The following is a 25198-nucleotide window of genomic DNA, read 5'->3' as shown; positions in this document are numbered from 1 at the left end:
GCATAGATGCCAAATCAAACTGACGATTTAATTCATATCAGCACTATCGAAAATGGCGTTGTAGAAGTCACCATTGCGCGTCCAGAAGTGCGCAATGCGTTAAATGAACCCACCGCTCTGGCCCTTAATAACGCGCTGGCAGCAGTAGCGAAGGATGCTCAAATTCGCTGCGTGATTTTACGCGGCGAAGGAAGTTCTTTTTGCGCCGGTGCTGACCTAGCAGAGTTTGAAAAGGCAGCCTCGCAGCCAGCCAGCGAACGGCTTGAAACACTCTTTCTGCCCGCCCTGCGCTGCCTGATGACGATGGATAAACCGGTGATTGCAGCAGTCACGGGCGCCGCGGCGGGCATTGGCGTTTCCTATGCTCTCGCCAGCGACATGGTCGTTATGGGACGTTCCGCCTACCTGAAACTTGCTTTTATCAACATAGGATTGATTCCAGACGGTGGCGCCTGCTGGCATTTAGTGCGTACGCTTGGCCATGCCCAGGCGTTTGAAATGGCCGCCCTTGCCACACCCATTTCGGCTGAGCGCTGCCTGGCGCTGGGTCTGGCTAACCGGATAAGCGACGATGACCAGGTACTCGAAGAGGCTCGCCGCTTAGCGCAGATGCTAGTGGCGCAATCCCCCCAAGCCTTGAGCGCCACTAAGCGTGCACTCCGTGAAGCGGCGCAGGTCTCGCTTAATGACACCATGACCCTTGAAGGTGAACTGCAGGATCAATGCAAAGCTTCTGACGATTTTCAGGCCCGGGTGGCAGCGTTTCGTCAAAGCCGCCGCAAATGATCCAGCGCTTTCTGGTAATCATGGCGCAGCGTGGCGACTTCTTCGGCTACGCTGCGAAGCGACGTAATCGCGCCCACACCCTGCCCTGCGCCCCAAATATCCCGCCATGCCTTTGCCTTACTGCTACCGTCAGAGCCGTAGCGCATTGCGGCTTTATCGCCCTCTGGCAGCGTATCGGGATCAAGGCCTGCCAGCTCAATACTGGCGCGTAAATAGTTACCGTGCACGCCGGTAAATAGGTTGGTATAGACGATGTCTCCTGCCGCAGCATCGAGCACCATTTGCTTATAAGCCGCTTGTGCGTTGGCTTCTTGAGTGGCAATAAAGCGGGTTCCCATATACACCAAGTCCACGCCTAACGCCTGAGCAGCCGCAATCTGCTCGCCTTTAGTAATCGCGCCTGCGAGCACTAGCGGCCCATCGTAAAAACGACGCACTTCAGCTACAAAGGCAAAAGGATTGAGTCGCCCTGCATGGCCACCAGCGCCGTGGCATACCAAAATCAAGCCGTCGACACCGGCATCAATGGCTTTTTGAGCGTGTCGCAGGGTAGTCACATCGTGGAAAACCAGACCGCCGTACGCATGCACCTGTTCAACTACTCGATTAGGCGCATGAAGACTAGTAATAACCAGCGGCACCTTAAACTCGGCGCATAGCGCTATGTCGTGCTCCAGACGATCATTAGTGGGATGGACGATTTGATTAACGGCAAACGGCGCCGACGGGCTTTCCGGATGCTGCTTGTCATAGTCAGCTAAGCTCTGCGTAATATGACTCAACCACTCTCGGAGTACGTCGGCTGGGCGCGCATTGAGCGCAGGGAACGCGCCGACAATACCTGCCTGGCACTGAGCAATGACCAGCTCTGGCCCTGAAACGATAAACATCGGGGAGCCGATGACCGGCAGAATTAACGAAGCGGTTAGACGCGATAGCATGGAACGGCTCACTGGTTATTATTTTCAGGAGTATCAATAGCAAAAAGGCCCCGCATCGGGGCCCTGATGTATTACTCAAACGCTTACAGCTTACTCTCAAGCTCAGGCAGGATCTCAAACAGATCACCGACCAGGCCGTAATCGGCCACTTGGAAGATCGGCGCTTCGTCGTCTTTGTTGATCGCGACGATTACTTTAGAGTCTTTCATGCCCGCCAGGTGCTGAATCGCGCCAGAAATACCCACCGCGATGTACAAGTCTGGGGCGACGATCTTGCCCGTTTGCCCGACCTGCATGTCGTTAGGCACAAAGCCTGCGTCTACCGCGGCGCGAGATGCGCCAATGGCCGCGTCCAGCTTGTCAGCAATGCCGTCGAGCAGCTTGAAGTTCTCGCCATTGCCCATGCCGCGACCGCCGGAGATCACCACCTTGGCGCCGCCTAGCTCGGGGCGATCGGACGTCGCCAGTTCTTCTTTGACAAAGCGCGACTGGCTGTTTTCAACCACCGTATCGACCGCTTCTACAGGAGCATTGTTACCTTCGCCCACGGCATCAAAGCCGGTGGTGCGCACGGTCATCACTTTAAGCGCGTCATCGCTTTTTACCGTGGCAATGGCGTTACCGGCATAAATCGGGCGCTTGAAGGTGTCAGCGCTTTCGACGGCGATAATGTCAGAAAGCTGGCTAACGTCCTTCAATGCCGCTAAACGGGGCAGTACGTTTTTGCCGGTAGTGGAGGCGCTGGCGAGAACGTGGCTGTAATCATCGGCCAGCTCAACCAGCAGCGCGCCCATGGGCTCGGCTAGCTGGTGGGCGTAGACCGCATTGTCGGCTACGCGCACTTTGCTCACGCCATCCAGCTTAGCGGCAGCCTCAGCGGCGGCCTGTACGCCTTCGCCGACAACGAGAACGTCAATATCGCCACCCATCTCTTTCGCGGCTGCCACAACGTGGGCAGTGGCGCCAGCCAGTTGGCCTTCGTGAAGATCGGCAAGTACCAAAATGCTCATAAAGTCAGCTCCTATTAAAGTACCTTGGTTTATTAAAGTACTTTGGCTTCGTTTTTCAGTTTGTCGACCAGCTCGTCTACCGAGGCAACTTTGACGCCGCCTTTGCGCTCAGGCGGCGATTCCACTTTGAGCAGGCTGACCTTGGAGGCCACCTCAATGCCGTAGTCGGCGGGTGTTTTAACATCCAGCGGCTTTTTCTTAGCCTTCATGATGTCGGGAAGCTTGGCGTAACGGGGCTCGTTGAGGCGCAGGTCGGTGGTCACAATCGCGGGCAACGTCAGGGCGACGGTTTGCAGACCGCCGTCGATTTCGCGAGTGACGTTTACGCTGTCGCCGTCGACCGCCACTTCAGAGGCAAACGTGCCTTGGGGCAAGCCGGTCAGCGCGGCGAGCATTTGGCCGGTTTGGTTATTGTCGGTGTCAATCGCCTGCTTGCCGAGAATCACCAGGCCGGGCTGCTCTTCTTCGACCACCTTGGCCAGCAGCTTGGCTACCGCCAGGGATTCCACCCGCTCGTCGGTTTCAATATGAATAGCACGATCGGCGCCCAGCGCCAGCGCGGTACGCAGCTGCTCTTGCGCGGCTTTAGGGCCGACAGAAACGGCGATCACTTCCGTGGCCACGCCCTTCTCTTTTAGACGCACTGCTTCTTCCACGGCAATTTCGCAGAAGGGGTTCATGGCCATTTTGACATTCGTCAGATCAACGTCTGAATGATCCGCTTTAACGCGAATTTTGACGTTGTAGTCGATGACGCGTTTAACCGCGACGAGTACTTTCATAAGAGATGCTCCGAGCGATTAATAAATTATCATATTCCGCATTGCGGAATATTATTCCAATTTATAGAACAAACAATAAAAAATTGGTCAGCAAAGGTCAAGCGCTACACACGGAGTAGTGCTAGTTAACCCGCCTGCTCAAAAAGGAGACCAGGCAAACCACGCTGCCAGCAAAGGAATCGAGGCTACCAAAAACCGACCATTCCAGCGATAGCCTATCTGCGTCGCGGGCACGCCCGTAAACCTCGACAAGATGAGCATAGAGGCCGTCATTGGCGAGGACATTAGCGCCAGCGCCCAGCCCACCATTAACGATGCGCCAATTAATGCAGGCGTTAGCCCTTCAATGCCTAAGGTTGGCAGCAGGCCGACCAATAACGTCACTGTTACGATAGGATTAACGCCTACCTGGGCAAGCCCGACCACCATTAGCATACCCAGCACCGCGTTGAATGCTCCCCACTGGTTCAGCACCACCAGCAGCGGCGCCAATTGCTGGGTATCGACTAGACCAACGCATAGATGCCCTAAATAGCCCGCAGCCCCCAGCACCACAATCTCATTGGCACTGGGTGACAGCAGCCAGGGCAACTGACGATGTACAGCGCTAAGCGCGGCAGGCAGCCCCGCGTAACCCAGCTTTCGCCGCTGCCAGGCAAGCCAAAGCAATGCGCCGGTGGGCGCACCTAATAGCGCCGCAATCGGCAGGCGCAGCGCTAACAGCCATGCAATCGTAAACACCAGCGCCACGATACCCATCAGCAACACGCTAAACTGGGCCAACGGGCGCAACGATGGCGTAGACACTTGATCTCGATTAGCCGGAGGGTGCGGCCCGGTCAAAAAATCAACCGCCCATCCCACTAGGAAAATGAGCACCGCCGCACCCAATATATACGGCGCCAGCGCCAGCCAGCTAAGCTCGGGCAGACTCGATAGCACCACGGCCACGCCGATACCCATAGGAGAAATCAGCGGGGCCAGTGAAAATCCTCGCAGCAGCGCCAACATCATGCGCCGTTGGCGGGCCTCTTGCACCCAAACACGCCCCTGGGCCGCACTCAACGTATTGCTCTTTTCAATCATGGCTGCGAACAGATTGAGCACGCCGATATTAAGAATAATGCCAAATAGCGCTGAGCCAAGCGATAAAATCGGGTAGCGCCGACTAGGCGGCTGAAGCAGCATGCTCTTGCCGCACCGGCGCACCAAGCGTGAACGATAGGCAGGCAGCCGCAGCATGCTTAACGCCACTACGAAGGTTGCGAAAAATGCAAAACGACCGCTGGCTTCAAACAGTAATTGACCAGGCGTGGATGAACGCCAAAATGCTAACGCAGTGAGCACGCCCGCGGCTAACAATAGCCCCTTTGCCATGCGCGTCAGCTGGCCAGCAAGTGTCGACAAATACAGCAGCAGCGCGGCAATGCCAACGGCTTGCCAAAAAAGGCTTCCGATCACCAAATGGAGCAGCGTCGCGAGAGTCACCACCAGCAAATAAGACACCCGCAGGCGGGCTTTGCTCACTCTACGGGCACGTTAGTCTGAGCTTGCGGTGTATCGTCAGGCAGGCCTTGCGGCGATTCGCTGCCGCTACGGCGACGAAATGACCCCTCACCCATCGCCACTAGGTTCCCGGCAGCATCAACGATATCACCGCTGCTCATATAGGTTTTCTGCCCGCCTCCGCGCAGCGTTCCCGTTGCCCGCAGCACGCCCTGCTTAGCAGGCCCTACGAAGGTGGTGGTCAGGGAAAGCGTCATGCCACGGCGAATATTGCCCGGCACGTCGCAATGCAAACCTGCCAGGCTTAAGGCGCTGTCTAACATTGAGGCCAACACGCCGCCGTGAACATTGCCACTGCGGTTAAGATGTTTAGGTTCAATGATGAGCTCAACCACGACGCGTCCCAACTGCCACTCCACCACGTGCATACCCAGCAGTTCGTGATAGCCCATTAGCGCCTGTTGAGGCGTGTTATCGCAGTGCGAATCACTCATGAGTCGCTCTCCTGCTGTGCTAAATCGCGTAGTCGACCTTTCAGAATTTTGCCGCTCGCGGTGGAAGGCAAAGCATCCATTAACACGATTTGAGTGGGACGCTTATAGGGCGCCAGCCGTTCGGCGATGAAGGCTTTGAGTTCTGCCATGTCAACCTCAACGCCTGGCTCGCACTGCACGAACGCCACCACTTCTTCATTGCCTGCGATTTGGCGTCCCACGACGGCCGTTAGGGTAACCGCAGGATGTTCGTTAATAACCGCTTCTACGTCCGGGGGGTAAATATTAAACCCCGAACGAATAATCAGCTCTTTGCTACGCCCTACAATATACAGCTTATTGTCATGGTCTAGCCGAGCAATATCACCCGTATTCAGCCAGCCGTCATCGCTGAGCGTGACGCGAGTCGCTTCTGGCTGACGGAAGTAACCTTTCATAACATTGGGGCCACGAACCCATAGCTCGCCGACCTCATCGTCGGGCTGCTCGGCCGTACCGCTGTCGCTAAGCGGCTCAAGACGATACTCAAGTAAAGGCAGTACGCGGCCAACGGTGCTAGTGGCGTGGCTATCATCTATACGCGTTTGGCTAATCGTCGGGCTCGCTTCGGTTAAGCCGTAGCCATTGTGCAGCGTCTGACCAAAGACCGCTTCCACACGCTTTTTGGTATCGCTATCCAGAGGAGAGCCACCGGCGGAGATGTAAATCAACGCGGGAGCGTCTAGCGGGCGCTGTTCACGCTTTAAAAACTCTAGCGCGCGGGAATACATCGCCGGCACGCCTTGAAGAACGGTAATGCGCTCCTGCTTAAGCGCTATTAGCAGCTGAGCGGCATCAAAACGCGGCACGGTGTAGAGGCAGGCTCCGTTGTACAGCGACCCCATACACACCGAGGCAAGACCGAAAACGTGAGAAATCGGCAGCACGCCGTACACGCGCTGCCCGTGGCTTAGATGGCGCATGCCACCGGAAATCGACGCGATATAAAGTATCCCGCGATGCGTCAGCATGACTCCTTTGGGCGTGCCGGTGGTGCCCGAAGTGTAAATCATTGCAGCCACCTGTTCGGCACCGCTCGCGCTGACCGGCTCTGGCTCGCTTTCATATAGCGATGAGATGGCCAGCCCGCCCAGTTGAGGATGCTGATAGCGATCCGCACCATGTCGATCGGCGTGTTGGCAAGCCTCTGGCGAAGCATCACAGGTATAAAAAACTCGCCGCGGCTGGCAGTTGCCCTGAATAAGATCGACCTCCTGGGCCGAAAGGCGCGAATTGACGATGGCGACCCATACATTCAACTCACTGGCAGCCAGCAGCACTACCACGAGGGCCCGGCAGTTTTCACTCACCGTCATAATACGATCGCCAGGGCGAATGCCCATCGCCGTGAGCCAGTCACAGGCGGCGTTGATCTCTTGGCCAAGCTCTGCATAATTCCAGCGGACGTGACCATCCACAATCGCAGGCTGATCGCCAAAAAGCCGTGCATTTTCAAGCACACGGGTACTGAGTCGCTCAGGAAGCTCTGCAATTAACTCGCTAGCAAGACGTCCAAAAATGGCCTCATCTGGCGCTTGATAGGAAACCGACAAAGCCATTAGGACGCCTCCCGCACCATATTACGAGCGATCACCAGCTGCTGAATTTGCGTCGTGCCTTCATAAATACGAAATAACCGCACATCGCGATAGAAACGCTCCACCGCATACTCAGACATATAGCCCGCGCCGCCATGAACCTGTACCGCGCGGTCGGCAACACGACCTACCATTTCAGCACAGAACAGCTTGCAGCAAGAGGCCAGCGTAGAGACGTTTTCACCGTCATCCTTGCGCCTTGCCGCGTCCATTACCATGGCCTTGCCTGCGTAGGCTTCCGTTTTGCTGTCTGCCAGCATCGCTTGGATGAGCTGATGCTCGGACAGCGCCGCGCCAAACTGTTTGCGCTCCATGGTGTAACGCAGTGACTCTTCCACTAAGCGATCAGCCACGCCAACGCAGACTGCTGAAATATGTAGCCGACCGCGGTCAAGTACCTTCATCGCTGTTTTAAAACCCTGCCCCTCTTTTCCACCAATAATATTGTCAGCAGGCACGCGGCAGTTATCAAAAATAATATCGCAAGTGTGAGCGCCTTTTTGACCCATCTTATTATCCGCAGGCCCGCGCACTAACCCTGGGGTATCGCCTTCAACAATAAAGGCAGAAATCCCGCCAGCGCCTTTATTATTAGGGTCGGTACGCGCCATTACCGTAAACAAATCGGCCTCTGGGCCGTTTGTTATGTAGCGCTTGGTACCATTCAAAATATAGTCATCGCCATCGCGCACGGCGGTGGTACGCAGGCTCGCAGCATCAGAGCCTGAGTCGGGCTCGGTCAGGCAGAAGGAACTTAGAATTTCACCGGTGGCTAAGCGCGGCACGTATTTGGCTTTTTGCTCTTCAGTGCCATCAATCAAAATACCTTGAGCACCAATACCGTTATTGGTACCAAACACCGAACGAAATGCTGGCGACGTTTTACCAATTTCCATTGCCACCAGGGCTTCTTCTTCCATCGTCAGGCCCAGGCCGCCGTACTCTTCAGGAATAGACAGCCCGAAAAGCCCCATTTCTTTCATTTCAGCTAGAATCTCTGCGGGAACCGCGTCCTCTTCAGCTAGCCGCGCTTCATTAGGAATTAGGCGTTCACGGACAAAGCGAGCGATGGTATCAACAAGCTGATTAATCAATTCGGGATCGCGGATCATGACGGCTCCAGGAGGCAAAAGATGGCTTTTTATCGTTACACGTTAATGCTGATATTAGATGTGCAATCAAATAGTTTCGCTATGCAAAACTAGCGTCCACATTGCTTGTCAGGCACTTTTGCATAGCCTAGGATAGCAGTCAATAATTGAAACACTATTTTGCAATGCAAAACAAAAGCACGATTGATCGCAAAATAAGCACCTAATGGCAGAGAGGATTTGGCGTATGTCTGGCGAACCAATAGTATCCCCCTTCACCACGCTTGGCATTGTGGGCACCGGCGCCATGGGCCGTGGCATTGCTCAGTTGGCGGCCCAGGCGGGTCTTCAAGTCATGCTATTCGACGTTAAAGAAGGGGCGGTAAAAGAAGCCAACGCATTTATCAACGGCCTATGGCAGCGAAGCACTGAAAAGCAGCGCATCAGCACCGATCAAGCACAGCAATACAGTAAGCGATTGATTGAAGCATATGAACTTGCCGATCTCGCCCCCTGCGATATTGTCGTCGAGGCTATTGTCGAAAAACTGGAAGCCAAACAGGGGCTGTTTCGCGATTTAGAAGCAATCGTTAGCCCGCAGACAGTGTTAGCGACTAACACCTCATCGCTATCGGTAACGGCCATTGCCGCGACCTGCCAGCAACCCGAGCGGGTCATCGGCTTTCACTTTTTCAACCCCGTTCCGCTGATGAAAATTGCCGAGGTCATCCCTGGCCTGCGCACGGGCGAAGACGTGACCAAAAGAGTCAATGCCTTAGGTAAAGCCATGGGCCACTTCACGGCCCAAACAACCGATACGCCGGGGTTTCTGGTGAACCATGCCGGCCGCGCCTTCGGCACCGAAGCGCTGCGAATTCTTGGTGAAAGCGTCACAGACCCGGCTACCATTGACCGTATTATGGTCGACCAGGGCGGCTTCCGGATGGGCCCGTTTACGCTGCTTGATCTCACTGGACTAGACGTCTCCCATGCAGTGATGGAATCGATATACCATCAGTACTACGAAGAAACACGCTTTCGCCCTTCGCCATTAACGCGGCAACGCTTGGCCGCAGGCTTACTGGGTCGTAAAACGGGCGAAGGCTTTTATCGCTACGTGGATGGCAAGCAGCAACTGCCTGACGAGCCCACTATTGAGTCTGTGCCACCTTGCCCTGTGTGGATCAGCCAGGACGACCCACAAAGCGCAGCGGCGCTCACCGAATTAGTTACCGCGGCTGGCTGGCCGTTGGAAGCCGGGGCGCAGCCCACAGCGAAAGCACTATGCCTGCTAACGCCGTTTGGTGAAGATACCACCACCTGTGCACTTCGCCAGGGGCTAGAAGCCCAACAGTGCGTCGCGGTCGATATGCTAGCCGGGCTCAATAATCGCCGCAGCCTGATGGCCACACCGATAACTCAAATTGCCTATCTTCAAGCGGCGTCTAGTTTACTCAGTCACGACGGCACGCCTGTGAGCGTTCTTCAGGACAGTAACGGCTTTGTTCTTCAGCGTGTAATTGCCTGCATCGTCAACGTGGGTGCCGACATTGCCCAGCAGGGTGTGGCGGCCCCGACCACTATCGATCGCGCTGTTGAGCTGGGCTTAGGCTACCCCTTCGGGCCGCTGCGTATGGGTGACCACTACGGCGCTGCTCGCATTATGACCATACTCACAAATCTATGTGATGCCACCGGTGACCCACGCTATCGCCCTAGCCCGTGGCTGCGCCGCCGCGCTGCGCTTAACATGTCGCTCACCGCGGCGTAGTTGGCTCATATCAAAAACAAGGAGCATCACTATGCAAGACGCCTATATTTATGACGGTTTACGCACCCCTTTTGGCCGACACGGCGGCAGTTTAGCCACCGTTCGTCCTGACGAATTACTGGGATTGGCATTGAAATCACTGGTGGAGCGCAACCCTTTCGCACCCGAGAGCTATGAAGAGGTGTTAGCGGGCTGCACCAACCAGGCCGGTGAAGATTCGCGCAACGTAGCACGCCACGCTGGCCTCTTGGCCGGTTTGCCTGTCGAAGTAGCGGGACAAACCGTCAACCGGCTTTGCGGCAGTGGCTTAGCGGCCATCATGGACGCTGCACGCGCAGCGCGGCTAGGTGAGGGTGATCTGTTTCTGGCCGGCGGCGTAGAGTCCATGTCTCGAGCGCCCTACGTTTTAGGCAAAGCGGATACCGCCTATGCACGCACTCAGCCTATGTACGACACGGTGATCGGCTCTCGCTTCCCCAATCCATGGATTGGCAAAGAGTATGGCAGTCACAGCATGCCCGAAACCGCTGACAATATTGCCCACGACCTACATATTGATCGTGACGCCAGCGATGCCTTTGCAGCCCGATCCCAGGCACGCTATGCCCAAGCACTGGCAGCAGGTTTTTACGATGACGAAATCGTTGGCGTTGAGGTTTCCCAAGGTCGTAAACAACCGCCTCTGCTGGTAGATAAAGACGAACACCCTCGCCCACAAAGCACCGCAGACAAGCTGGGCAATCTAGCTGCTCTGTTTGAAGGCGGTGTCGTGACGGCTGGCAATGCCTCGGGGCTGAACGATGGCGCCGCGGCAATGATTGTGGGTACCAAGGCGGCTGGCCAAAACGTAGGTTTGCGCCCACGCGCGCGGATTGTAGCAAGCGCCGTTGCTGGCGTTGCGCCACGCGTGATGGGGCTAGGGCCGGTACCTGCCTCGCAAAAAGCTCTGGCTCGCGCAGGCCTGACCCTAAAGCAGATGGATGTTATTGAAATTAACGAGGCGTTTGCCGTTCAGGTACTTGGCTGCGTTCAGCAGCTAGGGCTTTCCGCCGACGACCCACGTTTAAATGCTAACGGCGGCGCGATTGCTATCGGCCACCCGCTAGGCGCATCAGGCACGCGCTTGGCGCTCACAGCCCTGCGTCAACTAGAAGCCACCGGCGGGCGCTATGCGCTGGTGACAATGTGCATTGGCGTTGGCCAAGGTATCGCGACGATCATTGAACGCCTTGATGGCTGAGATAGTTTTATAACGGCCAGCTTTTCGCTGACTGGCTGCAAAGATGTGCCTAAATAGATATGCGATACTGGGCACCATAAGCCACCTATTGTTGGGACACTGCATGCAACCCTTTGACACTGATGCCGACGACCTGCAACTGTCTGGAAAAGATCGTAACTTTGTCACCGCGCTTGCGCGCGGCTTAGAGCTGCTGCGCGCCTTTGGCGCTGGAGAAGAGTATTTAGGCAATGCCGAACTCTCAAACCGTACCAATATCCCGCGCCCTACCGTTTCACGTTTAACCTATACGCTTACTCAGCTGGGCTATCTTCAGCACAACACCCATTTGGAGAAATATCGACTCGGCCCCGGCGTATTGGCGCTGGGCTACCGTTTTCTGGCTAATATGGGCATTCGCGAAATTGCCCGCCCACATCTGCAAAAATTTGCCGATGCTACCGACTGCAACGTTAGCCTGGGCGGCGCGGACCGAAGCGATATGGTGTATTTGGAAACCTGCCACGGCCACGGCCCGCTTATTATTCGTCTAGATACAGGCTCCCGACTACCCATCGCCACCTCCGCCATTGGTCGCGCCTGGCTGTGTGGCCTGTCAGAAGAGCGTCGCCAGCAGGTTCTCCAGGAACTGGCCGAAGCGTATGGCAGCGAATGGCCACGCTATCAAGCGGGCATTCACCAGAGCATGCAAGATTTTGAAAGATACGGCTTTTGTCTTTCCGAGCAGGATTGGCAGCGCGATATTAGCGCAGTCGCTATGCCGCTAATATTAGAAGATGGCGCGGAGGTAATGGCCATTAACTGCGGCGGCTCGAGCCTGCGTCTTGATCATGATCGGCTGGTGAATAACTTAGGCCCGCGCTTAAAAGAAGTGGCCGCCTACATTAAGCAAGAGCTAGCGCCCAGATCCCGCTCTGCGCGATAGAGGCAACGCGAGAGGCTTTAACTAACGCTCGTTTGAATGCATCATAGCCTTCTAAAGAAGCGCATTAACATAATGAGCGCCAAGGAGTGGGGATGCCAAGCGAGTGGATAGCAGGTGATGATCAAGCACGGGCGCTACAGGGCGAATGGACGCTTGCCAATTACCGCTCTATCAAATCAGCGATTGCTCGAAGTGAGATTGGTAAAAAGTCACAGGAGCACATTTCATTAAAGGCTATTACTCGGCTAGATACAGCCGGTGCGACCCTGATTGTTGAGCTTATCGGCATTGAGAAATCGCGCACGGTTGCGCAATGGGCAGATGAACTGCCAAAAGAGCAGCAGGCGCTGCTCATTCGTATTGCTGAAGCTATGGACGCGCCGCTTGACGTTGAGCCTCCCTCTTATTCACGCATCAGCCAGGCGCTTGCAGGCGTTGGACAGCACATGGTGGCGCTGTGGTCGCAGCAGCGCCAGCTACTGGCGTTTATTGGCCTTGTGGTGGCCACGCTATGTCATCTACTGTTGCGGCCACGTCGCTGGCGATTAACGGCGACGGTTGCCCATATTCAGCAAAGCGGCCTTAACGCCGTGCCTATTGTTGCGTTATTAACCTTCATGGTCGGCGCCGTGGTGGCGTTTCTTGGCGCGACCGTGTTGGCAGATTTTGGCGCCACGGTCTATACCATCGATCTTGTCGCGTTCTCATTCTTACGTGAATTTGGCGTTTTGCTTGCTGCAATACTCTTAGCGGGACGAACCGCCAGCGCCTTTACCGCCCAAATTGGCGCCATGAAATCCAACGAGGAAATTGATGCCCTTCAAGCACAGGGGCTAGACCCCATTGAGCTTTTGGTGCTTCCCCGAGTGATGGCCATGTTAATCAGCCTACCAATATTGGCGTTTGTGGGTATGCTCAGCGGCTTAGCCGGTGGTGCCATGGTAGCGACACTGTCACTGGATATTTCGCTGACGCAATTTATGAGCACGCTGCAAAAAGATGTGTCCGTGGTGCACTTTTTAGTTGGCCTTAGCAAGGCACCGATATTTGCCTTTGTAATTGCCGTTATCGGCTGCCTAGAGGGCTTTAAGGTTAGCGGCAGTGCCCAGTCGGTGGGCGCACATACGACGTCTAGCGTAGTGCAGTCGATTTTCATGGTGATTCTGATTGATGCACTGGCCGCGCTATTCTTTATGGAGATGGGCTGGTGATGCACTCAGACGTACCGAAACAGGACAAAGACCACTCGGTGATTAACGTAACTGGGCTCGTCAACCGCTTTGGCTCTCACATTGTTCATGATCACTTGGACTTAACGCTTGAGCGTGGAGAAATTCTCGGCGTGGTGGGCGGTTCTGGTACCGGTAAATCAGTGCTGTTGCGCAGCATTGTAGGATTGAGGCGACCCAATGAGGGCACGATCAAAGTGCTTGGCACGGCACTTCATGAACTTGATGAAACAGAACGCAGTAGAATAGAGCGGCGCTTTGGCGTGCTTTTTCAGCAAGGGGCGCTTTTTAGCTCACTAAACTTGCAAGAGAATATTGCGCTGGCGCTAATTGAACACGCCAAGCTACCACGTGAAGATGCAGAGCATCTCGCCAGAGTGAAGCTCTCACTTGTCGGTTTACCGCCTGAGGCAGCGCTGCAATTTCCCGAATCACTATCAGGAGGCATGATAAAGCGTGCCGCCCTAGCCCGTGCCTTAGCACTTGATCCCGACATTTTATTTCTCGATGAACCGACGGCCGGGCTTGACCCCATCGGCGCTGCCTCGTTCGATCAACTGCTGGTAACACTTCGCAATGCGTTAGGTTTCAGTGTGTTTTTGGTTACCCATGACTTGGATACACTGTACGCCGTCTGTGATCGAGTTGCCGTGCTGTCGCAAAAACGTGTGCTGGTGGTAGATACCATCGATAAAGTAGCGCAAACGGACGATGAATGGGTGCAAGACTATTTTCACGGGCCACGTGGTCGAGCCGCACAACATGCTCATACCGCGTCTTCGCCTACTACAGACAGCCCGGAGTGACAGCACATGGAAACGCGCGCGCACCACGTTTTAATTGGTTTTTTCACACTGGCGACCGTGGCCGCAGCGCTGCTGTTTGCACTATGGATGAGCTATGCATCCGGGCAACGTGACTACCAGCCTTATCGCATTTTATTTGAACGTAGCGTTAGCGGTTTATCCATTGGCAGCACGGTACAGTATAACGGCATCGAAGTAGGCGATGTCACCGAGCTTACGCTAGACCCTGCTGACCCGCGCCAAGTGGTTGCCAATATCCGGGTATACGAAGACACGCCGATAAAAACCGACACGCGAGCGAAGCTTGCGTTTGCGAGCATCACCGGAAGCATGTCGGTACAGCTTTACGGCGGCACGCCGGAAAGCCAACGGCTGATTGATCAAACTGATGCCGATGCTCCCTTCATTCAGTCAGACCCTTCCCCCATCGCAACACTGTTCGATGAAGGTGAGGATATGATCGAGAACATTAACGCCATTCTAAAAAGCGTTAACGACCTGTTTGATGATAACAACCGTGAACAGGCAGGCACGATTCTCAACAACATCGCCCGAATCACTGAAATGATCGCGAATCAGCAGAGTGCTCTGGACGAAAACATGGCGCTGTTCAGTGATGTGTCTCGGCAAGCGACCACGACCCTTGAAAGCATCGATGCACTTAGCCAAGAAGCCACGCAGCTACTGCGCGAAGATGGCCGATTAGTGATGCAAAGCGCCGCCGACGCCAGCCGCGATGTGGCCAGCGCGGCACAGCGCGTCGAACAATTAGTAGAGACCAATGCTGGCGCCATTGAAGGCAGCCTGCAAGGCGCACAAGATATTGCGCCGGCGCTCTCGTCGCTTCGCTCTACGCTGAATACCCTTGACCGTATTACACGTCAGTTAGAAGACAGCCCGACGGACTTCCTTCTGGGCCGAGACCAGATAAAGGAGTTCCGCCCATGAACTATCGGCACACGGCATGCATCTTAGTTGGCACTGCGCTGCTATTCACCAGCGGCTGTTCAATACTGCCCGAAAGTGAGCCTGCGATGCTTTATCGATTGCCCGCGGCCCCCATAGCTGTCGCCGCCTCTCATGCGCCGCTAGCTAACCAGCGTCTTGGCATTGCGGCACCGGAAGCGGGCTATTTATTGAGCAGCAACCGGATTGTGGTCTATCCCGAGCGCGCTATTGTCAATGTTTATGAAGATGCCCGCTGGCACGAAGATACGCCTGAGCTGCTGCAGGCGCGTTTGATAGATGGGCTACAGCAGAGCCAGCTGTTTGCTGGCGTAGGCAGTGATCGATTACCGCATGACTTGCGGCTACTCAGCGAGCTTCGCCATTTCCAAAGCGACTATGTTACCCAGCCACCGACGGTTAAGGTGCAGCTTGACGTGCAACTGCTAGGCACTCAAAACCGAACGCCTCTGGCTGCCATGGACTTTAGCGCCAGCGCGCAAGCTACCAGCGTTGACATTACTGATGTGGTGGATGCCTTTGGCCTTGCCAGCGATGAGCTGACAGAGCAGTTGGCAGCCTGGTTGGCACAGCAGTCAGACGTAATTGCTAATGCGCACAGCCACTAATGCCTGGCCGTTACTGCGTTGCCTGTTTCTTGACATATTCCCGCGGGTCGCGAGGATAAAAGCGCTCAGGCTGCTTCTCAAGGTGAGTAAAATAGCGGGTGTCTTTATAGGGCATTTTCATAAACCCAGATACTCCCAGGCCTTCAATTTCGCTAACCGATGCCAGAATGTTGTCCAGTAGCGTGCCAAACTCACGCTCTTTACCAGGGTCTAGTAACCGGTAGTAACTGTGGATTTTGAGGTGCTGAGGCAGTGCTTCAAAAATAATCATACCGGTGTGGTGAATATCGTTGAGCTGCTGCAGCACTCGCATTATTGAGGCAGGCAGCACCAGTAGCTCTTCAGGGTCAGGACCGTCTTCAAAATAGCTGTGCTGGCGCGTACGGTCTTCAAGCTCTGGCATCGCACTTAGCTCATAGCTGATGGTCATCGTTGATTCGCGGACAAATGCGTCATCTGCTGAAGCACGCTCTAAGTGCAGGGTCTGGCGAGCATTAAACAGGCAGCTTTTAAATACCCCCTGGCGATGAATGGCCCGGGCCAAGTGCACCATGTTATTGACTGCTTCTATAAAGGCAGGCTTGAGTGCAGGGTCGTGAAGGTTTAGCGAAGAGTCGATGTATACCCCTTCCCGCTCCCAGCGCACTGCCAAACCGCCCACTACGGGGTATTTTCCTAAGCGGCTTACCGAGGCCAAAAATGCTTTTTCAGCCTCGCCCATGCCTTGCATAAACTGCTTGTAATAGCGATCCAGCTGCACATCATTGACGTCATTAAGGGTTTCTTGGGCATTGGCTTCGCGTAGAAAAGCTTTGCGTGAGCTATACACAACGGTATCAATTTCCTGCTGAGCCGGGCGGCCCCAAACAGGCACCAGCGGCACATCGAGAGATGTGGGCAGATCGATCATCACTATTCTGGCCATTCGCGCCATATGATGTAAAAAATAGTCGCCGGCTTTACGCCGAATGTAAGCATCCGGATCCAACATACCGTCCAAAGTACGCGCAAACTCCATAGGTAAGCCCAGCGAGCAGGCAGGAATAGCCCGGTGGCCAAAGCGGCAGGACTGAGCAGAAGCAAGAGCATACAGAGTGCCCGCAACACCCTGCTCATCAAACCGCGGCGATGAGAGCGCCCCGTTCAACTGCTCCTCTCCGATAAAGTAAACATCTCCTAGGCGGGCATTGGTTTGCTGCAGATTGTCCGACATTAGCTCCATCACGTTGGCGCCAACAAACTGCAGCTCGGCATCTAGCTGAGCAAACACCGATGAGCCCCAGTCGATTAGCGCAATCGATTCGTTCTCAGGGTCATACACCAAATTGGAGGGTTTGATATCACCATGGACCACCGCCCGAGACTTAGGCCCAGACTCCCGCCGCAGAGCCATAACAATATCGGCCAACTGAGCGGCAATGCGCACGATCAAGCGCGCAGAGAGACGCCCCTGCTTAAGCGAGATCTGCTCTAAATTCCAGCCGGGTGCACGCTCCATCACCAGAATAGACTGGCCGCGGGAGCGCTGATAGGTAATCAAGCCGGGGATTCGCGGATGCGAGACCTGATCAAGCATAAACGCCTCTTCTTCAAGGCGCTCTTGCAGATGGGTTGGCAAGGTGATGCGTGAAAACTTAAATACGTAATGAGCGGTAGCACCCTGGCGCGTGGCGCTACCGCCAAATACGAAGCCGTAAGCCCCTTTACCAATTAACTCAATGCCTTGGTAACCTAACTGAGTGAGCTGCGCTTGGCACAGCGCCACCCAGTCTTTAAGCTTACGGGCATCGTGATGACTCAGCAGATATACCGACTGCTCTTCGGGTATATAAAACTGCTGAAGCGGTGCCTGAGACATCAACGTTACGCCAAATGGAGCAGCATGGCGTCCGGCGTTTCCAGAAACCCCTTCCAAGTATTACAAAAGCGCGCGATCGTCCCGCCATCGATAAAGCGATGATCACCTGCCCAGGTAATGGTCATGATGGCACGACGCACAACCGCGCCGCTTTCATCAAAACGCGGCAGCCACTGGGTTTTGCCAATAGCAACAATGGCGGCTTCCGGTGCATTGATAATCGGTGAGGCGTAGGTACCACCTAAAGCGCCGATGTTCGATATGCTAATGGTGCCACCCTTCAGGTCGGCTTGATCGACTCTCCCCTCGCGGGCTGACGTCGTTAACCGGCCTACTTCACGGGCTATTTCCAGCAAGGTTAGCCGCTCAACGCGTTTAACGTTGGGCACCATCAAGCCCGCTTTACTATCCACCGCCATACCGATATTGCACTGTGGGTAGTAATGTAGTTCATTGCCCGCCGTATTTAACTGCGCATTGAGAATAGGCGTTTCAGCAACCGCCAGCGCCATCGCTTTCATAAAGAACGGCATTAACGTTAGCCGCTCGCCCTGAGCCTCTGCCAGCGGTTTTAAGCGCTCCCTTAAGGATAGCAGCGCGGTAACATCAATCTCTTCGCCATAGTGGAAATGCGGAATAGTGCTGGCCGCCTCCACCATACGTTTCGCCATGACGGCCCGTATGCCGCGTAACGGCTCAACCCTGGGCTCTGTGCCGTTGGCGGGCATTGCTAGCGCCGATTGGCTCGATGCCGCGTTAGCAGAGGCAGTAGTTGGCGACACTTGGTCTAAATGCGCCAGCACGTCCTCTTTTAGCACTCGGCCATCTTTGCCACTGCTCGCAATGTCCGCAAGCTTTAGGGAGTGCTCACGCACTAAGCGCCTAACGGCAGGGCTTGCAGGGACTTTATAGCCGCCCGCATACTCGCCGCCGGACTTCTGAGCGGCCGTATCCGTCGACAAGTCTGAACCATGTTCAGGCAGCTCGACCGGCATTTCATCAGTGCCGGATTGATCGGCTACCGACGAGGTTACAGAGCCAGCGGACTCATGCTTAGCGTCAATTTGGTAGGCATAAAGCGGCGCGTGCACTTTAGCAATTTGGCCTTGAGGAACGTAAAGCTTGGTAACAATACCCGCCTCAGGCGCGGTGATTTCAACCAGTGCCTTATCGGTCATGACTTCAACGATCGGCTGATCTTCAGCGATGACGTCACCTTCAGCAACGTGCCACTCGACGACTTCACACTCGACAATGCCTTCGCCAATATCAGGTAGTAAAAAATCACTCATTGTTATTCTCCCCATGCGTTTTTAGGCGCTTTCAGCCGCTAAAAGTTAACGCTTTCGCGAATCGCTTCAAAAATTTTCAGGTGATCAGGCATGTACTCTTTTTCCAATACCAGCGGAAAAGGCGTATCAAGCCCTGTCACCCGGGCGATGGGCGATTCAAGGTAGAGAAAACAACGTTCTTGAATGGTGGCAGCAATTTCACCGGCGAAGCCTCCGGTTAACGGCGCCTCATGGCTCACGACTAGGCGGCCTGTTTTAAGCACCGACTCGACGACCGTATCGGCATCCCAAGGCAGTAGCGTGCGCAGGTCAATGACGTCACAGGTGATCCCCTGCTCTTCGGCCAATTCAACGGCTTTACCAATAACTTCCATCTGCGCGCCCCAGCCGACCACGGTGATATCCGTACCTTCTTTGATTACTTCAGCTTCACCAATGGGCAGCTGAAAGTCCTCTTCGGGCACTTCGCCTACCGCGGCGCGATAGAGACGTTTGGGTTCCAGAAAAAGCACTGGGTCCGGGTCACGAATAGCAGCCAGCAGCAACCCTTTGGCCTGATAAGGATTACGCGGCACCACCACTTTTAAACCTGGCGTATGGGTAAAATAGGCTTCTGGCGACTGGGAGTGATAGAGCCCCCCCGCAATACCGCCACCGTATGGAGTGCGAATGGTCAGCCCACCGACGTTGAATAGGTCACCTGACCGGTAGCGGAATTTGGCAGTTTCATTGACGATTTGATCGAATGCCGGAAAAATGTAGTCGGCAAATTGAATTTCCGCTACGGGCACTGAGCCTTGGGCTGCCAAACCATTGGCAAACCCAATAATGCCCTGCTCAACCAGCGGCGTATTGAAGCAGCGCGATTTGCCATACTTCTCCTGCAGATGGCTAGTGGCACGAAACACGCCGCCAAAAATACCCACATCTTCGCCAAAACAAATGACTTTTTCATCTTCTGCCATGGCGATATCCAGGGCGTTATTGATCGCCTGGAGCATATTCATTGTGGCCATGTTACGCCTCTCCCTGAGAATCAGTGCCTGAGCCGACGCCCAAATCTAGCGACTTGGCGCCACGAGGATAGGCATCCGGATAACGACGAATATGCCGCTTAAGCTGATCAAATTGACGCTGCAGCTCGGGGGTAATGTCGGCATATACATCACTGATTAAACTCTCAAGGGGCGGGGATGAGCGTTTTTCAGCGCGCTTCATGGTCTCCAGTACTTCACGACGCAGTGTTTCTTGCTGAGCGGTCTCTTCTTCTTCGCTCCACCACTGCTTTTTCAAAAGCCATTTGTGAAGCCGTAGCACCGGGTCTTTGGCGCGCCACAGTTCTTCTTCGTCTTTAGAACGATAGCCAGAAGGGTCATCCGAGGACGAGTGTGCCGCAAGGCGATAGCTCATCGCTTCAATCAGTACCGGCTGGTTGCGCTCCACGGCGATTTTGCGTGCCTGGCGGGTCGCTTCATAGACGGCCAACACATCGTTACCGTCAACGCGAATAACGTGCATATGGTAGCCAAAGGCACGCGGCGCAATGCCATCAGCGGCAAACTGCTCAACGGCAGGCGTTGAAATGGCATAGCCGTTATTACGACAGAAGAAAATAACCGGCACCTGGTGCACCGACGCCATATTTAACGCGGCGTGGAAATCACCTTCTGATGCGGCACCTTCGCCAAAGAAGGTTAGCGTGCAGTGACCGTTACCCGCGAGCTTTTGCCCATACGCATAGCCCGTTGCCTGTGGGATTTGTGTCGCTAAAGGCGACGAGATGGTCATGTAGTGAAGCTTACGCGACCCATAGTGAATTGGCATTTGCCGACCCTTGCCGTAATCCAGGTCATTGCCGAAGAGCTGATTCATAAACTCGTCAATTGAGAAGCCGCGATACATCAAGGCGCCCTGCTCACGGTACTGTGCCATGATCATATCGGCATCATTAAGAGCCGCAGCGGCTCCCACAACGGCCGCTTCCTCCCCGGTGCACTGCATATAGAAGCTGAGACGCCCTTGGCGCTGAGCCGCCAGCATCCGCTCGTCTAAAATACGCGTAGCGAGCATCGCTTGATAAATACGCCGAGCGTGGTCACGTTCAAGGGCGGGCTCTACGGCGCCTGGGTAAAGATCACCTTCGGGATCAAGCAGGCTAAACGTGGGTATCGAAAGCTCATCACCGGTCATAAAATCCGGCTGGTGTACGTACTTTGTCATGAATATTGTCCTTGTTTTACCCCTTATGAGGGCAGTGTTGCTGGTTAAGACCATTCATGCCAGTGGATTTATCTGCCATTGGCCAACACAACTACTGCGACAGTAACGCAGCACAAGGATTTTAGGGATGCTACTTAAGACGCAGAGAGACGAGAACGCAGCTGGCGTTGCAGCACTTCAAACAGACTATCGACCGATAACGCCAATAACGCAATCGTCAGTGCCCCCTGAACGACATAGGCCATATTGCCATTAACGATGCCGGAAATAATGGGGTCGCCCAGGTTGCTGGCCCCGACGGTCGCGCCTAGTGCGGCCGTGGCGATATTAATCGTCACCGATGTGCGGATGCCTGCCAATATAACTGGGGCCGCTAAAGGCAGCTCTACTTGGCGTAATATTTGTAACGGCGTCATGCCCATTGCATGAGCCGCGGTTATAAGCTCAGCATCAACTTCTTGCAGCCCCGTAAGAGTGTTACGCACAATAGGAAGCAGCCCGTAAAGCATTAACGCCACAATGATAGGCAGCGTACCAAAGCCCAGTACCGGCACTGCCAGCGCTAAAACGGCCACCGGCGGAAAGGTTTGGCCCAATGATGCTACCTGGCCTACCAAAGGGAGAAAGTCACTGCCCCGCTTGCGGGTGACGGCAATCCCCGCTGAGACACCAATGCTAATCGTCACCAGCGCCGCGATGCCGACAACAAAAAGATGGCGTCCGAGTAGCACATAAAAATCGGCGCGACTGTAAATCACCTGCCGAGCATCGGGTTCTACCCAGTGAAAAAGTGGCTCAGCAGCAGACATTCCCACAACGCTGATAAGCAGTAGCGAGATCCACAGCAGCGGCCATCGCCATAGCGAATTACTCACGCGAATTGCCTTTGTCCAGATGGGCTTCTTTTACAATTTTGCGTAACGAAAGCTCGCCGACAGGTACATCATGCTGATCGACAACGGTTAGCCGATCGCTATGGTCGCGCAGCATCATAGATAGCGCCTGGCGCAGTGAAAAGTCCGCGGGAATACGTGACTGGGCAGGCAGCGCTGAACCCAGCGAGTTCATGTGGTCTTTAACCCGCGTTAGTGCCGCTTGTTTCAAGCCCCGCTCAAGGCCGCCTAGCAGCGATTCAACAAAAGGATCGGCGGGATGCTTTAACAGTGCAAGGGGTGAGCCCTGCTGGACAATCCGCCCATCTCGCATGACAACCAAGTGGTCGGCTAGCTTTAGCGCTTCGTCCATATCGTGAGTCACGAACACAATGGTTTTGTGCATTCGCGCCTGCAGTTTTGCTAGTTCATCCTGCAGTTTTTCACGGGTGATAGGATCAAGCGCGCCAAAGGGTTCGTCCATCAGCATTATATCGGGATTGGCAGCGAGTGCGCGCGCAACGCCTACCCGCTGCGCTTGGCCACCCGAAAGCTGGTGGGGATATTTATGCCCGAACTCTTCGACCGGCAAGCCCAGCAACTGCATCAGCTCTTCTACACGCGCCTGAACGTCTATTGATGGCCACTTTAACAACCGCGGAACCAGGCCAATGTTGCGCGCCACGCTCCAGTGAGGAAATAGCCCCGTATGTTGAATAACATAGCCAATCCGACGGCGTAGTTTTACCGGGTCGTACGTTTCGATCGATGCTCCATCGAGGATGATTTCGCCCTCGCTATGCGCGATCAAGCGATTAATCATACGCAGCGTCGTCGATTTACCGCAGCCGGAGGTGCCGACTAATGCGCAGAACTTGCCTTTGGGTATCCGTAACGAGATATCGTTTACCGCGATTTCACTGCCAAATCGCTTAGAGACGTGCGCAAGCTCAATCATCTTGCCCCCCCGGGGCGCAGCGCTTCAGCCAGCGCCCCCAAACCTGCATCAACTACGAGAGCCAGCATTAAAATAGGCAATGCGCCAAGCAAAACCATATCCATTGCCGCCTGACCTAAACCTTGAAAAATAAAGGTGCCAAGGCCTCCTGCACCAATCAGCGCCGCCACGGCGGTCAATCCAATAGCTTGAACTGTGGTAATGCGAACGCCCTCTAACAGCACCGGTAGCGCCAGCGGCAGCCGCACCTGCCAAAATCGCTGGCTAGCACGCATGCCCATACCTTTGGCAGCCTCTAATGTCACAGGGCTAACCTCTTCAAGCGCGGTATAGGTGTTACGTACCATGGGAAGCAGGCTGTAGGCTATCAATGCGATTAAAGCAGGCGTTGTGCCAATACCGCTAACGCCAAGCTTGGCTAAAAAAGGCACGTTAACGGCAAGCCAGGCAAGCGGTGCCAGCAGTAAGCCAAACAGTGCAATGCTAGGAATCGTTTGAAGGAAATTGAGTACCGTGAAGGCGACTTTCTGTAGCCGTGCGTAGCGGCGCATTAATAGCGCCAGCGCAAGCCCCAATACAATGCTCACGCTAACGGCAATACCCACCAGCGTCATATGCTGGCCAACAGCGCGGAGAAACAGCTGATCACGCGCTTTAAACTCTTGCACCAAAGCAAGACTATCTAACCAGAGCGTGGCGCACAGCCACCACACTAAGGCAATGCCACTGAGCAACAGTGTGGGCCATAGGCGTGTTAGGTTTAGGCGTAAACGCAGCTCTACCAAACACAGCAACAGTATGAACAGCGTCACCCAGTACCCGGCTCCCAGGCCTAAACGCGCCTGGGCAAGTTCAGGCTCAATTAATAAAAAGCTGCTGACTATTAATCCGAACGGCATTAAGGCCATTAGCATAACCACCGCCGCTAGCAGCGCTTGGTAGTGGCGCTGACTTGGCTGCCACGCTAAAAAACTAATGGCGCAGAACAGTAGCGTGGCTAACAGTGCACCGGGCCAGCCAAACGCTGCCGGGGCACTATAGCCGGTTCCCAATACAATTCGATTGGGGGCCATGCTCACCATGTCTAATGTCCAGAATGCCGCCAGCATGACAATGCTAAGGCTAATCAGCACAGCATTAGGGTTCAGCCCATCTCGGTGGATGCGGGGGGTCGGCAGTGCATCCCGTAGCGACATTAATGAATCATCCTGAGCATCAAAGACTAGTAATTAACGAGATCAGGCGCTACTGATCCAGCGTGTCAAGATAGTCACTGGCCACTTGGGCCGGCGACAAGCCGTTAACCGCCACATCGGCATTAAGCGTTTGCAGCGTATCTAAGTCGAGAGTGACGAACACTTCGTTAAGTAACGCTTCCATTTCCGGATACTCGGACAGGACACTTTCACGTACTACGGGCGCAGGTTGATAAACGGGCTGTACGCCCTTGGTATCTTCCAGAACCACTAAACCCAAGGCTTTTAATCCGCCGTCCGTGCCATACGTCATAGCGCCGTTAACACCGCTGGTCTGCTGCGCTGCGGCGCGCATAGTAGCGGCGGTGTTACCTCCGGAAAGCACCAGCAGCTGATCATCGCCCAATGTAAAGCCATAGGCTTGCTGGAACGCTGGAAGCGCTAGCGCTGATTCTACAAACTCAGCGCTAGCCGCAAATTTGAACGCGCCACCGTCAGCTAAATAGGCGGCCAGATCATCGAGGCTTACTAGATCATTCTCGGTGGCGACGTCTTCACGGATACTCATTGCCCAGGTGTTGTTAGCGCTAGCAGGCTGTAACCACACTAAGCCTTGCTCTGCATCGCGTTCTCGAACGGTTTCATACGCCTTGTCAGCGTCATTCCACACGCCGCTGTCGGTCATATCAAAGAAGAAGGCGCCGTTCCCCGTGTACTCTGGGTACACATCAATTTCACCAGCTTCTAAGGCTGTACGAACCACGCTGGTAGCGCCTAGCTGCAAGCGGTTTTCGGTAGCAATGTCATTGCGCTCAAGAGTCTGAATAATCAGCTCACCCAGCACGGAACCTTCCGTATCGATTTTTGATGAGACGACCACCGGCTCATTAGCGCTGGCGTAAGAGAATGCCGTCAAAGATACGGCACAGGCGCCGATCAAGGGCTTAACAATGAAGCAATTAGCCATGAAAGAATTAGCAGAAAAGCGCATCTTGGAATTCCTTTTGCAG

General features: G+C 54.7%; 23 protein-coding genes. 8 read left to right on the top strand and 15 right to left on the bottom strand.

Annotated features, from left to right (window positions below; translation table 11 throughout):
- Positions 1-6 precede the first annotated feature (6 nt).
- Positions 7-786: an enoyl-CoA hydratase-related protein gene (locus CIK78_RS10850; protein WP_096279914.1), complete on the top strand. Its 780-nt coding sequence runs from the start codon at positions 7-9 to the stop codon at positions 784-786.
- Here CIK78_RS10850 and CIK78_RS10845 read toward each other — a convergent pair.
- The 7 genes from CIK78_RS10845 to CIK78_RS10815 all read right to left on the bottom strand — a co-directional run bounded on the left by CIK78_RS10845 (position 768) and on the right by CIK78_RS10815 (position 8268).
- Entirely contained in the window at positions 768-1727 is a 960-nt protein-coding gene (locus CIK78_RS10845; RefSeq protein ID WP_096279912.1) for a nitronate monooxygenase family protein, read from the bottom strand. The genes CIK78_RS10850 and CIK78_RS10845 overlap by 19 nt on opposite strands.
- Before the next feature lie 83 nt (positions 1728-1810).
- Positions 1811-2737 (bottom strand): FAD-binding protein, encoded by a 927-nt coding sequence (locus tag CIK78_RS10840; protein WP_096279910.1) that lies wholly within the window; start codon positions 2735-2737, stop codon positions 1811-1813.
- 32 nt (positions 2738-2769) lie between these two features.
- On the bottom strand, positions 2770-3519 hold the full coding sequence (locus CIK78_RS10835) for an electron transfer flavoprotein subunit beta/FixA family protein (protein WP_096279908.1): 750 nt from the start codon (positions 3517-3519) through the stop codon (positions 2770-2772).
- Positions 3520-3657: 138 nt separating this feature from the next.
- The gene (locus CIK78_RS10830) at positions 3658-5046 is read right to left on the bottom strand and encodes a hypothetical protein (protein ID WP_096279906.1); all 1389 of its coding nucleotides are present in this window, start codon (positions 5044-5046) and stop codon (positions 3658-3660) included.
- Positions 5043-5519, bottom strand: coding sequence for a PaaI family thioesterase (locus tag CIK78_RS10825; protein WP_096279904.1), 477 nt, complete (start codon positions 5517-5519; stop codon positions 5043-5045). The genes CIK78_RS10830 and CIK78_RS10825 overlap by 4 nt, the downstream gene beginning before the upstream one ends.
- The gene (locus CIK78_RS10820; protein WP_096279902.1) at positions 5516-7117 is read right to left on the bottom strand and encodes an AMP-binding protein; all 1602 of its coding nucleotides are present in this window, start codon (positions 7115-7117) and stop codon (positions 5516-5518) included. Before CIK78_RS10820 ends, CIK78_RS10825 begins: the two co-directional genes overlap by 4 nt.
- Positions 7117-8268 (bottom strand): acyl-CoA dehydrogenase family protein, encoded by a 1152-nt coding sequence (locus CIK78_RS10815; RefSeq protein WP_096279900.1) that lies wholly within the window; start codon positions 8266-8268, stop codon positions 7117-7119. The genes CIK78_RS10820 and CIK78_RS10815 overlap by 1 nt, the downstream gene beginning before the upstream one ends.
- A gap of 226 nt (positions 8269-8494) precedes the next feature.
- Between CIK78_RS10815 and CIK78_RS10810 the strand changes: the two genes are divergently transcribed.
- The 7 genes from CIK78_RS10810 (at position 8495) to CIK78_RS10780 (ending at position 15792) form a co-directional block, all read left to right on the top strand.
- The gene (locus tag CIK78_RS10810; protein WP_096279898.1) at positions 8495-10018 is read left to right on the top strand and encodes a 3-hydroxyacyl-CoA dehydrogenase; all 1524 of its coding nucleotides are present in this window, start codon (positions 8495-8497) and stop codon (positions 10016-10018) included.
- Positions 10019-10049: 31 nt separating this feature from the next.
- On the top strand, positions 10050-11258 hold the full coding sequence (locus tag CIK78_RS10805) for a 3-oxoadipyl-CoA thiolase (protein ID WP_096279896.1): 1209 nt from the start codon (positions 10050-10052) through the stop codon (positions 11256-11258).
- 103 nt (positions 11259-11361) lie between these two features.
- On the top strand, positions 11362-12183 hold the full coding sequence (locus tag CIK78_RS10800; RefSeq protein ID WP_096279894.1) for an IclR family transcriptional regulator: 822 nt from the start codon (positions 11362-11364) through the stop codon (positions 12181-12183).
- 92 nt (positions 12184-12275) lie between these two features.
- Entirely contained in the window at positions 12276-13394 is a 1119-nt protein-coding gene (locus CIK78_RS10795; protein WP_096279892.1) for an ABC transporter permease, read from the top strand.
- On the top strand, positions 13394-14218 hold the full coding sequence (locus CIK78_RS10790) for an ATP-binding cassette domain-containing protein (RefSeq protein ID WP_096279890.1): 825 nt from the start codon (positions 13394-13396) through the stop codon (positions 14216-14218). The genes CIK78_RS10795 and CIK78_RS10790 overlap by 1 nt, the downstream gene beginning before the upstream one ends.
- Before the next feature lie 6 nt (positions 14219-14224).
- A complete protein-coding gene (locus CIK78_RS10785; protein WP_096279888.1) occupies positions 14225-15166 on the top strand; it encodes an MlaD family protein in 942 nt (313 codons plus the stop codon).
- Entirely contained in the window at positions 15163-15792 is a 630-nt protein-coding gene (locus CIK78_RS10780) for an ABC-type transport auxiliary lipoprotein family protein (RefSeq protein WP_096279886.1), read from the top strand. Before CIK78_RS10785 ends, CIK78_RS10780 begins: the two co-directional genes overlap by 4 nt.
- Before the next feature lie 10 nt (positions 15793-15802).
- Here the strand turns inward: CIK78_RS10780 and CIK78_RS10775 are convergent, their stop codons facing one another.
- The 8 genes from CIK78_RS10775 to CIK78_RS10740 form a co-directional block, all read right to left on the bottom strand.
- The gene (locus tag CIK78_RS10775) at positions 15803-17650 is read right to left on the bottom strand and encodes a protein kinase (RefSeq protein WP_096279883.1); all 1848 of its coding nucleotides are present in this window, start codon (positions 17648-17650) and stop codon (positions 15803-15805) included.
- A gap of 5 nt (positions 17651-17655) precedes the next feature.
- Positions 17656-18942, bottom strand: coding sequence for a 2-oxo acid dehydrogenase subunit E2 (locus CIK78_RS10770; RefSeq protein WP_096279881.1), 1287 nt, complete (start codon positions 18940-18942; stop codon positions 17656-17658).
- Positions 18943-18980: 38 nt separating this feature from the next.
- On the bottom strand, positions 18981-19958 hold the full coding sequence (locus tag CIK78_RS10765; protein ID WP_096279879.1) for a transketolase C-terminal domain-containing protein: 978 nt from the start codon (positions 19956-19958) through the stop codon (positions 18981-18983).
- A gap of 1 nt (position 19959) precedes the next feature.
- Entirely contained in the window at positions 19960-21162 is a 1203-nt protein-coding gene (locus CIK78_RS10760; RefSeq protein ID WP_096279877.1) for a thiamine pyrophosphate-dependent dehydrogenase E1 component subunit alpha, read from the bottom strand.
- A gap of 134 nt (positions 21163-21296) precedes the next feature.
- Entirely contained in the window at positions 21297-22037 is a 741-nt protein-coding gene (locus CIK78_RS10755) for an ABC transporter permease (RefSeq protein WP_275542732.1), read from the bottom strand.
- A complete protein-coding gene (locus CIK78_RS10750; RefSeq protein ID WP_096279875.1) occupies positions 22030-22992 on the bottom strand; it encodes an ABC transporter ATP-binding protein in 963 nt (320 codons plus the stop codon). Before CIK78_RS10750 ends, CIK78_RS10755 begins: the two co-directional genes overlap by 8 nt.
- A complete protein-coding gene (locus CIK78_RS10745; protein ID WP_096279873.1) occupies positions 22989-24188 on the bottom strand; it encodes an ABC transporter permease in 1200 nt (399 codons plus the stop codon). The genes CIK78_RS10750 and CIK78_RS10745 overlap by 4 nt, the downstream gene beginning before the upstream one ends.
- Before the next feature lie 49 nt (positions 24189-24237).
- Entirely contained in the window at positions 24238-25179 is a 942-nt protein-coding gene (locus CIK78_RS10740) for an ABC transporter substrate-binding protein (protein WP_096279871.1), read from the bottom strand.
- Positions 25180-25198: the final 19 nt, after the last annotated feature.

This window comes from Halomonas sp. JB37, from assembly GCF_002332255.1.
Classification (GTDB): domain Bacteria; phylum Pseudomonadota; class Gammaproteobacteria; order Pseudomonadales; family Halomonadaceae; genus Vreelandella; species Vreelandella casei.
Note: the sequence above shows the minus strand (reverse complement) of the source record. Positions and strands in the feature narration are given on the sequence as shown.

Bases quoted from the DNA above. Each gene is read 5' to 3' on its own strand.
- CIK78_RS10850 (WP_096279914.1), top strand. From the start codon at position 7: ATGCCAAATCAAACTGACGATTTAATTCATATCAGCACTATCGAAAAT.
- CIK78_RS10845 (WP_096279912.1), bottom strand. From the start codon at position 1,727: ATGCTATCGCGTCTAACCGCTTCGTTAATTCTGCCGGTCATCGGCTCC.
- CIK78_RS10840 (WP_096279910.1), bottom strand. From the start codon at position 2,737: ATGAGCATTTTGGTACTTGCCGATCTTCACGAAGGCCAACTGGCTGGC.
- CIK78_RS10835 (WP_096279908.1), bottom strand. From the start codon at position 3,519: ATGAAAGTACTCGTCGCGGTTAAACGCGTCATCGACTACAACGTCAAA.
- CIK78_RS10825 (WP_096279904.1), bottom strand. From the start codon at position 5,519: ATGAGTGATTCGCACTGCGATAACACGCCTCAACAGGCGCTAATGGGC.
- CIK78_RS10820 (WP_096279902.1), bottom strand. From the start codon at position 7,117: ATGGCTTTGTCGGTTTCCTATCAAGCGCCAGATGAGGCCATTTTTGGA.
- CIK78_RS10815 (WP_096279900.1), bottom strand. From the start codon at position 8,268: ATGATCCGCGATCCCGAATTGATTAATCAGCTTGTTGATACCATCGCT.
- CIK78_RS10810 (WP_096279898.1), top strand. From the start codon at position 8,495: ATGTCTGGCGAACCAATAGTATCCCCCTTCACCACGCTTGGCATTGTG.
- CIK78_RS10805 (WP_096279896.1), top strand. From the start codon at position 10,050: ATGCAAGACGCCTATATTTATGACGGTTTACGCACCCCTTTTGGCCGA.
- CIK78_RS10800 (WP_096279894.1), top strand. From the start codon at position 11,362: ATGCAACCCTTTGACACTGATGCCGACGACCTGCAACTGTCTGGAAAA.
- CIK78_RS10795 (WP_096279892.1), top strand. From the start codon at position 12,276: ATGCCAAGCGAGTGGATAGCAGGTGATGATCAAGCACGGGCGCTACAG.
- CIK78_RS10790 (WP_096279890.1), top strand. From the start codon at position 13,394: ATGCACTCAGACGTACCGAAACAGGACAAAGACCACTCGGTGATTAAC.
- CIK78_RS10785 (WP_096279888.1), top strand. From the start codon at position 14,225: ATGGAAACGCGCGCGCACCACGTTTTAATTGGTTTTTTCACACTGGCG.
- CIK78_RS10780 (WP_096279886.1), top strand. From the start codon at position 15,163: ATGAACTATCGGCACACGGCATGCATCTTAGTTGGCACTGCGCTGCTA.
- CIK78_RS10775 (WP_096279883.1), bottom strand. From the start codon at position 17,650: ATGTCTCAGGCACCGCTTCAGCAGTTTTATATACCCGAAGAGCAGTCG.
- CIK78_RS10770 (WP_096279881.1), bottom strand. From the start codon at position 18,942: ATGAGTGATTTTTTACTACCTGATATTGGCGAAGGCATTGTCGAGTGT.
- CIK78_RS10765 (WP_096279879.1), bottom strand. From the start codon at position 19,958: ATGGCCACAATGAATATGCTCCAGGCGATCAATAACGCCCTGGATATC.
- CIK78_RS10760 (WP_096279877.1), bottom strand. From the start codon at position 21,162: ATGACAAAGTACGTACACCAGCCGGATTTTATGACCGGTGATGAGCTT.
- CIK78_RS10750 (WP_096279875.1), bottom strand. From the start codon at position 22,992: ATGATTGAGCTTGCGCACGTCTCTAAGCGATTTGGCAGTGAAATCGCG.
- CIK78_RS10745 (WP_096279873.1), bottom strand. From the start codon at position 24,188: ATGTCGCTACGGGATGCACTGCCGACCCCCCGCATCCACCGAGATGGG.
- CIK78_RS10740 (WP_096279871.1), bottom strand. From the start codon at position 25,179: ATGCGCTTTTCTGCTAATTCTTTCATGGCTAATTGCTTCATTGTTAAG.